Source organism: Stenotrophomonas sp. AGC87, from assembly GCF_057333975.1.
The window spans coordinates 318,044-329,034 of record NZ_JBHFHW010000029.1 but is presented as its reverse complement, the minus strand read 5'-3'; the positions used below and the strand labels follow the sequence as shown (position 1 = coordinate 329,034).

At 67.6% G+C, this 10,991-nt stretch carries 13 protein-coding genes; 6 read left to right on the top strand and 7 right to left on the bottom strand.

Annotated elements, in window-relative coordinates:
* On the top strand, positions 1 to 606 hold a 606-nt coding region (locus ACE026_RS11480; RefSeq protein WP_486039098.1), incomplete at its 5' end, for a hypothetical protein.
* Here ACE026_RS11480 and ACE026_RS11475 read toward each other — a convergent pair.
* Positions 607 to 1,338, bottom strand: coding sequence for a ThuA domain-containing protein (locus ACE026_RS11475; RefSeq protein WP_486039097.1), 732 nt, complete (start codon positions 1,336 to 1,338; stop codon positions 607 to 609).
* Between the two features lie 223 nt (positions 1,339 to 1,561).
* Between ACE026_RS11475 and ACE026_RS11470 the strand changes: the two genes are divergently transcribed.
* The 3 genes from ACE026_RS11470 to ACE026_RS11460 all read left to right on the top strand — a co-directional run bounded on the left by ACE026_RS11470 (position 1,562) and on the right by ACE026_RS11460 (position 2,958).
* Entirely contained in the window at positions 1,562 to 1,819 is a 258-nt protein-coding gene (locus ACE026_RS11470; protein ID WP_486039096.1) for a hypothetical protein, read from the top strand.
* A 49-nt stretch (positions 1,820 to 1,868) separates the two neighbouring features.
* Positions 1,869 to 2,438, top strand: a complete 570-nt coding sequence (locus tag ACE026_RS11465; protein ID WP_486039095.1) for a sugar O-acetyltransferase — start codon at positions 1,869 to 1,871, stop codon at positions 2,436 to 2,438.
* A 73-nt stretch (positions 2,439 to 2,511) separates the two neighbouring features.
* Entirely contained in the window at positions 2,512 to 2,958 is a 447-nt protein-coding gene (locus ACE026_RS11460; protein ID WP_121040915.1) for a universal stress protein, read from the top strand.
* Positions 2,959 to 2,998: 40 nt separating this feature from the next.
* Here the strand turns inward: ACE026_RS11460 and ACE026_RS11455 are convergent, their stop codons facing one another.
* A complete protein-coding gene (locus ACE026_RS11455) occupies positions 2,999 to 3,238 on the bottom strand; it encodes a hypothetical protein (RefSeq protein WP_486039094.1) in 240 nt (79 codons plus the stop codon).
* A 50-nt stretch (positions 3,239 to 3,288) separates the two neighbouring features.
* The gene (locus ACE026_RS11450; protein WP_123729819.1) at positions 3,289 to 3,570 is read right to left on the bottom strand and encodes a DUF2782 domain-containing protein; all 282 of its coding nucleotides are present in this window, start codon (positions 3,568 to 3,570) and stop codon (positions 3,289 to 3,291) included.
* Between the two features lie 94 nt (positions 3,571 to 3,664).
* Here ACE026_RS11450 and polA point away from each other — a divergent pair, with 94 nt between their 5' ends.
* Together polA and ACE026_RS11440 are read left to right on the top strand one after the other, a co-directional pair.
* Positions 3,665 to 6,436 (top strand): DNA polymerase I, encoded by a 2,772-nt coding sequence (gene polA, locus ACE026_RS11445; protein ID WP_486039093.1) that lies wholly within the window; start codon positions 3,665 to 3,667, stop codon positions 6,434 to 6,436.
* A 357-nt stretch (positions 6,437 to 6,793) separates the two neighbouring features.
* Positions 6,794 to 7,267 (top strand): DUF421 domain-containing protein, encoded by a 474-nt coding sequence (locus ACE026_RS11440; RefSeq protein WP_123729821.1) that lies wholly within the window; start codon positions 6,794 to 6,796, stop codon positions 7,265 to 7,267.
* A 63-nt stretch (positions 7,268 to 7,330) separates the two neighbouring features.
* Here the strand turns inward: ACE026_RS11440 and hemF are convergent, their stop codons facing one another.
* The 4 genes from hemF to ACE026_RS11420 are packed head-to-tail and all read right to left on the bottom strand — an operon-like array spanning position 7,331 to position 10,988.
* Positions 7,331 to 8,227: an oxygen-dependent coproporphyrinogen oxidase gene (gene hemF, locus ACE026_RS11435; RefSeq protein ID WP_259261953.1), complete on the bottom strand. Its 897-nt coding sequence runs from the start codon at positions 8,225 to 8,227 to the stop codon at positions 7,331 to 7,333.
* 52 nt (positions 8,228 to 8,279) lie between these two features.
* Complete coding sequence (locus tag ACE026_RS11430; RefSeq protein WP_486039092.1) at positions 8,280 to 9,914, bottom strand: hypothetical protein; 1,635 nt, start codon at positions 9,912 to 9,914, stop codon at positions 8,280 to 8,282.
* Positions 9,915 to 9,965: 51 nt separating this feature from the next.
* Entirely contained in the window at positions 9,966 to 10,565 is a 600-nt protein-coding gene (locus tag ACE026_RS11425) for a hypothetical protein (protein ID WP_486039091.1), read from the bottom strand.
* A gap of 30 nt (positions 10,566 to 10,595) precedes the next feature.
* Positions 10,596 to 10,988: an NUDIX hydrolase gene (locus tag ACE026_RS11420; RefSeq protein ID WP_486039145.1), complete on the bottom strand. Its 393-nt coding sequence runs from the start codon at positions 10,986 to 10,988 to the stop codon at positions 10,596 to 10,598.
* Between the last annotated feature and the right edge of the window lie 3 nt (positions 10,989 to 10,991).

The window sequence follows — 10,991 nt, the reverse complement described above, 5'->3', positions numbered from 1 at the left end:
CCCCCGCCCGCCACTACAATGGGCGGCATTCCTTTCGCGCAGGCCCCCGCCATGACCGATTCGCCGCTGCACCTCACCGTCAAATTGAATGCCAGGCTCCAGCCCGAGCACCGCCATGAGCTGTTCGAAGATCCGCTCGATGCGCTGCTGGGCAGTGCCGAGCTGGGCGAGATCACCGGCGGCGGCACCGCGCTGACGGAAGACGGCGAAGTGGATTACGGCGATATCGAGGTCGCGTTGAACGATCCGGCCTCGCTGCCTGGCGTGATCGAGCTGCTGGAGCAGCTGGGAGCGCCGAAGGGCTCACTGATCCAGCGCGAAGGCGCCCCCGATCAGCCGTTCGGCGTCACCGAAGGCTTGGCGTTGTATCTCAACGGCACCGATCTGCCCGATGAGGTCTACGAACAGTGTGATTCGAACTATGTGTTCGAACAGATCGTCGAGCGCATCGAAGGCCACGGCGAGATCTGCAGCTGGTGGCAGGGCCCGACCGAGACGGCGCTGTATCTGTATGGCGCCTCGTTCGACACCCTGCACGCGCGCATCGCCGATCTGCTGGCGAGCTACCCGCTGTGCCAAGGCGCGCGCGTGGTGCGCACCGCCTGATCAGCAGTCCGGCGCGTGACCTGCTGCATAGCGCAGGCCACGGCGCAGCTGCGCCCGCACATTCGGGTCGGCATACACCGCCGCATCGTGGCCCAGCCCGGTGTACCAGCTGCGGCCGCCATCGAAGGGCCGGCACCAGGCGATGGGATGATCGGCGCCCATGGTGCCGCCGTCGTAGCGCGCTTCGTCCACCGTCGCGATGACCTGCACCTGCCCACGCGGATTGCGCCGGTAGTTGTAGAGCTCATCGCGGATCGGCCACGCCGGGCCTGACGGCTTGCCGTCACGCTCGGGCTGCACCAGTGTCTCCTGCAGACCCTCCGGGTGCTTGTGGAACCACGCGCCGACCAGTTCGCCGTACCACGGCCAGTCGTACTCGGTGTCGGCCGCGGCGTGCACGCCCATGAAGCCACCGCCCTTGCGGATGAACTGCTCCATCGCCGCCTGCTGCGCTACGTCGAGTACATCCCCGGTGGTATTGGCGAAGATCACGGCGCGGTAGCGGGCGAGGGTGTCCGGGCGGAAATCCCGGGGGTCGTCGCTCGGGTCCGCCGTCATGCCGGCCTCGGCACTCAGCTCGCGCAGCGTCGCCACGGCCACGGGAATCGCGTCGTGGTGGAACGTGGCGGTGCGGCTGAAGATCAGGACGCGGTCCGGACCCGGCGCGGCGGCAAGGCCGGGTAGCGGCAGCAGGGCCAGCGAGCACAGCAGGGCGATGAGCGTAGGGCGCATGCGCGAAGTCTGTCATGGGCGGTGCTGGTCTCCGTCCTGCGCTGCAGCACAGGCATCCCAGGCAGCGCATGCCTGCGCTATCGGCGTTGTGATGGACCAGAGCGCCTCGCTTCATCCCCGATCGCCCCCGGCTCATCCCGGATTTCACACAGTTCGTCGCGTGCCGCTTGTCGCTCCCCGGGGCGGCGCCCAGAGTCTGCCCCTGTCCGCTGGGAGCGCACTTGTGAACAAGGGAATTCCGTATCTGCTTGCTGCACTGGTTCTGCTGACATGGTCGGCAGGCTGGGCCGAGCCGGTGCTGGCCCTGTTCCAGCACGCGCAGACCTGCCTGGCCGCAGGCGGCGACTTCGATCTGCTGCGCCTGCGCTGCCAGCCGCAGCCCAGTGGGGTGTGCATCGGCCAGGCAACGCTGTGGTTCTGGCTGAGCGGCATCGTCTTCGCACTGGTGGCGCTGCTGGGCACGCGACGCGGCACGCGCTGACACGCGAGCGGCCAACCGGCATCATCACCCTCTGTCTGAGGGAGGCCACATGGGTCCGAGCGAAAAGGAAAAAATGGTGTCCGGGCTGCCCTACCGCCCCGGTGATCCCGAGTTGCAGGCCGACATGGCCGCCGCCAAGGTCTGGATGGTCCGTTACAACGCCGCCCTGGCCGAAAGCCCGGCCGTGCGCCGCGCGCTGTTGCGCGAGCAGCTCGGTGCGGTCGGCGAGGGTGCGGTGATCCGGCCCCCATTCCATTGCGATTACGGCTACAACATCCGCCTGGGGCAGGGCGTGTTCCTCAACTACAACTGCGTGATCCTGGATGTGGCCGAGGTCAGCATCGGCGATGGCACCCAGATCGGTCCGGCAGTGCAGCTCTATGCCGCCGACCATCCGCGTGATCCGCAGGCGCGGGCGGAAGGCCTGGAGTCGGCCAAGCCGGTCCGGATCGGGCGCAATGTCTGGATCGGGGGCGGCGCGATCGTGCTGCCCGGCGTCACCATCGGCGATGACGCGGTGGTGGGCGCGGGCAGCGTGGTCACCCGCGATGTGCCGGCGGGCGCGGCCGTGGTGGGCAATCCGGCGCGGAGGGTGCCTGCGCGCGCCCACGGCGATTGATCCAACTCAAGGCACCGCATCCACATCGGGTGTGCAATGGTGATGTTCCCATTGCCCCCCAAGGAGCTCTGCCATGTACAAGCGCATCCTGATTGCCACCGATGGTTCGGAGCTGGCCGAGAAAGGCCTGGCCAAGGGCCTGGAGCTGGCCAAGGACCTCGATGCCGAGGTCGATATCGTGACCGTCTCCGAGCCATGGGCGGTCGGTATGTACGACGCGATGGGCTGGAGCGTGGGCTACATGAACACGCCCGAATACAAAGCCGACCGCGAAGAGACCGCGCAGAAGGTGCTGCAGCCTGCCAAGGCCGCCGCGGAAGCGCAGGGCCTGCGTACGGCAACCGTGCACGTGTTGGACCGCTATGCCGCTGACGGCATCATCGATACCGCCACCGAGCGCGGCAGCGACCTGATCGTGATGACCTCGCATGGCCGCCGTGGCGTGACCCGCGTGCTGCTCGGCAGCCAGACCGCCGAAGTGCTGGCACGCAGCACGGTGCCGGTGCTGGTCATCCGATAACGGGGAAGCGGTAGTGCCGGCCGCTGGCCGGCAGTGCCCCTCAGTCGCGCAGTTTCAGCGTCTGCGATTCATCCAGCGTGCCATCCGGCTGCAGCACCACATAGCGCTCGCCATTACGGTCGAACAGGACCGGGATCGGGTCGCGGAACAGCGGGCGGCGCACGAAGCGCAGCTGCCAGCCGAAATGCTCCAGCGTCTCCACCGCCTGGCGCTGCTCTGCAGTGAGGCCGGCGCGCAGTTCAGCCGGCTTCGGATCGTGGCGGCGTTCGGGTGTCGTCATCGAGCGTGGGAAAGCAGGGATGGGGGTCAGCGCCTGGCCGACCCCCGGAATCACCAGCTGTAGAGCTTCCAATAAACCGGCGAGACGCCGTCCTTGTCCCCGTCCATGCGGCCATCGCCGTTCTGGTCGTACATGTAGAACGGGGCGCCGCGCGACGGGGTCACCTTGACCATCCGCAGCTGACCGCCGACCCGGTATTCCTCGATGGTGTCGCCGTTGTCCTGCACCGTCTTCACCACATCGGCACCGGTGACATCGACCGGGGGCCTGCCGCCACCACCGGTGGCACAGCCAGCCAGCGCGAGCACGCCTGCGAGCAACAGAATCTTCATGGGCCGGGAGTCCTTGGGCGAAGAGGGCCTGATTATGCCCGATGGATCGTGAGGCCGGTGCCGACGGTCAGGGCCGGGCGCGTAGAATCGTCATATGAGCCGATTAGTCCTGATTGACGGGTCCAGTTACCTGTATCGCGCGTTCCACGCGCTTCCGCCGCTGACCAACGCACACGGTGAACCCACCGGCGCGCTGTTCGGCGTGGTCAACATGCTGCGCGCCACCCTGAAGGAGCGCCCCGAGTACGTCGCCTTCGTGGTCGATGCGCCCGGCAAGACCTTCCGTGACGACCTGTATGCCGACTACAAGGCCAACCGCCCGCCGATGCCCGACGACCTGCGCCCGCAGATCGAGCCGATGTGCCGCATCGTCGAAGCGCTGGGCCTGAGCATCCTGCGCATCCCCGGCGTGGAAGCCGATGATGTGATCGGCACGCTGGCCCTGCAGGGCCACCGCGATGGCCTGCAGGTGACCATTTCCACCGGCGACAAGGACTTCGCCCAGCTGGTCCGCCCGGGTATCGAGCTGGTCAACACCATGACCGGCAGCCGCATGGATTCGGACGCGGCGGTGATGGAGAAGTTCGGCGTGCGCGCCGACCAGATCGTCGACCTGCTGGCACTGATGGGCGACGCGGTGGACAACGTGCCCGGCGTGGAAAAGTGCGGCCCCAAGACCGCCGCCAAGTGGCTGGCCGAATACCAGCACCTGGATGGCGTGATCGCCGCGGCCCCGACCATGAAGGGCAAGATCGGCGAGAACCTGCGCGCGGCGCTGGAGCGCCTGCCGCTCAACCGCGAGCTGGTCACGATCCGCACCGATGTGCCGCTGGAGGTAACGGCGCAGACGCTGCCGCTGCGCGAGCCGGACGTGTCGTCGCTGAGCGAGCTGTACCTGCGTTACGGCTTCACCCAGGCGCTCAAGGAGCTGGGCGGCCCCGTGCCGGCCCCGGCCGCTGCCAGCGATGCCCCGGTCAGCCTGCGTGGCACCGCGGCCGGCTACGCGCGTGCCACGTCGGATGAGGCGATGGTGCCGGTCGACCCGGCGCTCTCCGCCCCCGGCGAGTACGAGATGGTGCTGACCACCGAACAGCTCGACGCCTGGGTGCAGCGCCTGGCCGATGCCGAGCTGATCTCGTTCGATACCGAGACCGACGCGCTGGACGCCATGCGCGCCAACCTGGTCGGCATCAGCCTGGCGGTCGAACCGGGCCGGGCGGCCTATATCCCGGTCGGCCACGATTACCCCGGCGCGCCGGCCCAGCTGCCGCGCGAGCAGGTGCTGGCGGCGCTGCGCCCTGCTCTGGAAGACCCCACCAAGAAGAAACTTGGCCAGCACGGCAAGTACGACCTGCACGTGCTGCGCCGCCACGGCGTGAACGTGCAGGGGTACCACGACGACACCATGCTGGAGAGCTTCGTGCTCAATTCCACCGCCACGCGCCATGACATGGACTCGCTGGCGATGCGCTACCTGGGCTACACCACGATCAAGTTCGAAGAGGTGGCCGGCAAGGGCGCCAAGCAGATCTCGTTCTCGCAGGTGGGCCTGGACGAAGCCTGCCGCTACGCCGCCGAAGATGCCGACGTGACCCTGCGCCTGCACCACGCGCTGCAGCCGCAGCTGCAGGCCACGCCCTCGCTGGACAGCGTCTACCGCGACATCGAGATGCCGCTGGTGCCGGTGCTGACCCGCATCGAGGCCAATGGTGTGCATATCGACATGGCCGAACTGCGCCGGCAGAGCCAGGACCTGGGCTCGCGCATGCTGGCCGCCCAGCAGAAGGCGACCGAGCTGGCCGGGCGCACCTTCAACCTGGATTCGCCCAAGCAGCTGCAGGCCGTGCTGTTCGACGAGCTGCAGCTGCCGGCGCTGGTGAAGACCCCCAAGGGCCAGCCCAGCACCAATGAAGAGGCGCTGGAGGCGATCGCCGAGCAGCACGAGCTGCCGCGGGTGATCCTGGAGTACCGCGGGCTGGCCAAGCTGCGCAGCACCTACACCGACAAGCTGCCGGAGATGATCAACCAGGACACGGGGCGGGTACACACCAGCTACCACCAGTCCGGCGCCGCCACCGGCCGGCTGTCCTCCTCGGACCCGAACCTGCAGAACATCCCGATCCGCACCGAGGACGGCCGCCGCATCCGCCGCGCCTTCGTGGCCCCGCCGGGCCGCAAGATCCTGGCTTGCGATTACTCGCAGATCGAGCTGCGGATCATGGCCCACCTCTCCGAGGACCCCGGCCTGGTGAGGGCCTTCGAGCAGGGCGTGGACGTGCACCGGGCGACCGCGGCGGAAGTCTTCAGCCGCAGCCTGGAGGAGGTCACCTCGAACGAGCGCCGGGCCGCCAAGGCGATCAACTTCGGCCTGATGTACGGCATGAGCGCGTTCGGGCTGGCCCGCAACCTCGGGATCGACCGTGGTCAGGCCCAGGACTACGTGGCGCTGTACTTCAGCCGCTACCCGGGCGTGCGAGATTTCATGGAGCGGATGCGCCAGCAGGCTCGCGACCAGGGCTATGTGGAAACCCTGTTCGGCCGCCGTCTGTACCTGAACGATATCAACGCCCGCAACCAGGGCCTGCGGGCCGGTGCTGAACGGGCGGCGATCAATGCCCCGATGCAGGGCACCGCGGCGGACATCATCAAACGCGCCATGGTGAAGGTGGACGACTGGCTGCAGGAGCACAGCGACCAGGCCAAGATGATTCTGCAGGTACACGATGAACTGGTGTTTGAAACCGAAAGCAGTTTCCTCGACACCTTGCGTTTGAAAGTGGTTGAACTGATGTCGTCAGCGGCCGAACTGCGCGTGCCGTTGGTGGTGGACGCTGGCGTCGGCGACAACTGGGATGAGGCACATTGAGGCCTGAATCACAGTCAAAACGCTGAATTGGTTCATTGCTTCCCGATAATCTGACTGCTGGATGAATGTTTCCGGGAGGAGCCCAGTATTAATTGGGCCCCTTCACGAACTATCAATGTTCGGAGTGCTTTTATAGACCTCGACAGGCGCAATGCCTGTTGTGGATCTCTCCCATCCCCTGGAGCAGATCTCGGAACGGGGGCTCCTCCCCAAGCGCCCGTTCCCCGGCCCCGCTAACCTCCCCCTGGTTGGCGGGGCTTTTTATTTGTGGCGCCGGAAAACGGCCGCCCGCGACGCCCAACCATTGCCTCTGACCGGGTGCCGGCCCATGCTGGCCGGACCAGTCGGGGAGAGGCGATGAGCGACCTGTTTGCATTGGCCATGCCGTGGTGGGAATTCATCCTCCGCGCGGTGGTGGTGTACGTGGTGGTGCTGGGCATGGTGCGGCTCTCGGGCAAACGCGCGCTGGGCCAGATCACCCCCTTCGACGTGTTGCTGATCGTGCTGTTAGGCAATGCGGTGCAGAACGCACTGCTGGGCCAGGACACCTCCCTGGGCGGCGGCCTGCTGCTCGCGGCGACGCTGATCTCGATCAACTACGGCGTCGGCTGGCTGACCACGCGCAGCCGCCGGATCGAATCGCTGGTCGAAGGCGAGCCGGTGCTGATCGCACGCGATGGCAAAGTGCTCGACTCGGTACTCAAGCGTGAGCTGGTCACCCCGTCCGACCTGGACGCCGCGCTGCGTCAGCAGGGCTGCCTGACCATCGATGACGTCGCCTTGGCGGTGCTGGAGATCAACGGGCACATCACGATCGTGCCGAAGAAATAACGGGGACGGAGAAATAACGGGGAGGGGGGGAGTTAAGCGCATGCGCTTACCCCCCCCTCCCCGTTAGAGCCAGTCGCGCGGGACGAGGTAATCGGCCAAACGCGCCTCATCACTGCCGGCCTCCGGCTGGAAGCCATACTCCCAGCGCACGCGCGGCGGCAGGCTCATCAGGATGCTCTCGCTGCGCCCGCCACTCTGCAGCCCGAACAGGGTGCCGCGGTCGTAGACCAGGTTGAATTCGACATAGCGCCCGCGCCGGTACAGCTGGAATTCGCGTTCGCGCTCGCCATACGGCGTGTCCTTGCGGCGCTCGACCAGCGGCAGATAGGCGTCCAGGAAACCATCGCCGACCGCACGCAGATACGCGAAATCGCGCTCGAAATCGCCGTGCAGATCGTCAAAGAACAACCCGCCCACCCCGCGCGTCTCGTTGCGATGACGCAGGAAGAAATACTCATCGCACCAGCGCTTGTGCGCCGCATAGCGCTCTTCGCCGAAGGGCGCGCACAGATCGTGCGCGACCTGATGCCAGTGCCGCACGTCTTCGTCGATCGGATAGAACGGGGTGAGGTCGAAGCCACCCCCGAACCACGAGGCCACCGCCACGCCATCGCGCTCGGCGCGGAAGTAGCGCACGTTGGCGTGCGTGGTCGGCAGGTAGGGATTGGCGGGATGGAACACCAGCGAGACGCCGGTGGCGCGCCAGGAAGCCCCGGCCAGCTCCGGACGGTTCGCCGAGGCCGATGGCGGCAGGCGCGTGCCGGCCACATCGGAGAACCCGATCCCGGCCTGCTCGAACACCGCGCCATCGCGCAGGATGCGGGTCCGGCCACCGCCGCCCTCTGCACGCTGCCAGAGATCTTCGGCAAAGCGGGCCTGGCCGTCGGCGGTTTCGATCGCCGCACAGATGCGGTCCTGCAGGTCGGTCAGATACGCGCGGACGCGGTCGAAGTCGTTCATGGGCGCTACTTTACCGCAGGCCGGTGCACGGCCTGCGTGTGCTCACCTGCGCTCAGTGGCCGCCTTTGCGGTTGCTGCTCTTGCTGTTCTTCGTCGTGGCGGGCGCCTCGGCCGGTGCATCGTCGTCGTCCGCTTCGGCATCGGGCTCGGTCGCCATACGCTCGGCAATCTGTTCCAGCCCGGCGCTGACCCGCATCAGGCCCCAGTTGCGGGTCGCGTGCACATCGCAGGCCACATGGGTACCTTTGCCATCCTTCGCGCACAGGGCGGCCATCTGCTCGGGCAGCTGCTCGTCACCGGTGTGTTCGTAGACGCTGGCCAGGTTCTCGCAGCCTTCGTGCACGCCAGCGGTGCACAGCTTCGTATAGAACGGCGCCGCCTCGGCCCAGCGGTTGCGCAGGGCCAGCTGGTGACCGGCGGCGTTGCAGCCCTGCAGCTTGCCGGCCGTACAGCACGCCTGGGCACCGCCGTCGCGGCCCAAGGTCGGGCAGTCCTGCGGCAGCGGGGTCTCGACGAAGACCACCGGCGCGCTGCACTGCTGCGCCTCGCCGGTGCGCTCGTAGTAGCTGAAGCGGTTCCAGCTGTCCATGCCGATCAGATTGCCGTTGGCCAGAGGTTTGAACACGAAGTCGTCGCCCTGGTCATGGCGCACACGGATGTCGCCATCGACCAGCCGCGCGCGCAGCTTGCCGCCGAAGCCGCTGTCGATCATGCCGCCATCGCCGAACGGCAGATGGTCCATCAGGCCCTGGCTGGCTACATAGCTGCCGCAGGGCAGGGCGGTGGCTGCCACCGGGGTCAGTGCCTTGGCATCCAGCGCGGCCAGCGGCGCTGCACGCTCACAAGCGCGCGGGTCCTTGCCCAGGGCGCATGCCCGCTGCAGTGCATCGCGGGCCGGGATCAGGCGGCCGGCGTCCCACAGCGCTTCGGCGGCCTTGGCGCAGAAAGTGCCGCCGGTCTGTGCCTGGCACAGGGTGGTGATCTCATCGAGCTGTATGGCCGGCAGCGGTGACGGCTTGGCTGCGCTGAGCCCGCCAAGCAGCGCCTTGGCCAGGGCGTGTCCCATCGCGTCGCGCGCGGCCTCCAGACAGGCAGCCTGGTCGTACTGCGCGGACGCGGGTTTGCAGACCTCCGGCTCGGGCAGCTCCGGAGCATCGTCCCGGGTCGCCGCCAGCGTCCTGGCGTCGCGCGCTTCGGACTGGAAATTGGCCAGCAGACGCTTGCAGGCGGCCGGCACATCCTCACGGCACCATTGCCGCAGGCGGTCGTTGCTGGCGAAGAGCGTGTCGTTCAGGCAGGTGCCGATCTCGGCCCGGCACGATGCCGCCGGAAACACCGTCGCACGGCGGCAGGTGGCCGCCTTCTGCAAGCGGTATTCGTTGAAGCGGTCACTGAGCAGGCGACCGCCCTCCTGCACGTTCAGCGAGCCGACGCCGCCGTTGTCCAGGTCGGCCAGCTTCAGCTCGTCGCCGAGGCGGCTGAGGATGTAAGGCTCGGGCGCCTGGCCGGGAATCTGCCGCACCCCCTCGTTCGCACTGTGCAGGGTCAACGTGGTGCCGCTGTCCTTGGCCACGAACGTGCCACATACCATGGCCTGGGCCGCCGCTGGCAGACTGACCGCCGTGAGCAGGGTGAACAGGGTCGCACGCCAGCCGTGGCGGCGCAGAAGGGGGAGGGAAACAGTCACACGATCATCCTTGCAGGTGGTGCAGCGCACCGTGGCGCTGCGGGAAACAGGTCAGCGGCGGAACAGCGCACGTACATCGGCCGCGCACAAGCGCACGATCAGCCAGCCCTGCAGTACCGCGAAGGCCATCGCGGTCATGCCGGCGAGGCCGCTGCAGATCACGCGCTGCACGCGCAGCTCACTGCGCAGCTTGAGCAGTTCGATCGACAGGGTGTCACCGGGTATCTGCGCCAGCAGGTGGCGGAAGGCATCGTTCAGCAACCACGCGGCGATCACGTTGAGCACGGCGGTGACCGCCAGCAGCACGATGAACAGTGCCCACGCCCAGCGCCAGCGACGCAGCATCCCCCAGCACGCCGCAATGCCCAGCAGGCTCGACACGCACAGCAGTACGTTGGCCAGCACCGGGTGGGTGAGCAGCCAGCGCAGCGAGCCGGGCAGCCAGTGCAGGTCCTCATCGGCCAGCAGCGCCTGCAGCGCCTCCGAGCCCGACAGGGGGATCGCAATCAGTGCCAGCACCGCCCACATCGCGGCCGTGACCAGGCAGACCAGCAGCACGGACTTGAGCAGGGGTGCGAGAAACGCAGGTGCACCATCCCCGCTGGGGTGTGGCGTGCAGGAAGGCAATTGCGGGGGAAGCGACGCTGACATCCGGTGTCCTGGTTGGGCAGGCCGCGACGTCTAGGTCGCAGCCACCGCGTTCGCGGCCGCGGGCAGGATATGGTCTGCGCTCAACGGTGCCAAGCGCACCCCATGCGGCGGGCGCAGCGGCACCCACGCAAGTTCGGCGATTTCCGCCTGTGCGCGGGGCATGCCGATGACCCTCACCAGATAGGCATGCGCCCGTACGCGGTGCCCGGCTTCGTGCACCGCCCAGGCCTCGAACCGGCCCAGCGGTACAGCACTGGCAGGGTCCAGGGCGACCCCGAGTTCTTCGTGCAGCTCACGCGCCAAGGCAACCAACGGTGCTTCGCCGGGCTCGGGCTTGCCGCCGGGTTGGATGAAGGTATCCGAGCTCTGTTTGCGCACCACCAGCACACGGCCACTGGCGTCGAAAACGACCGCGGCGCCGATATC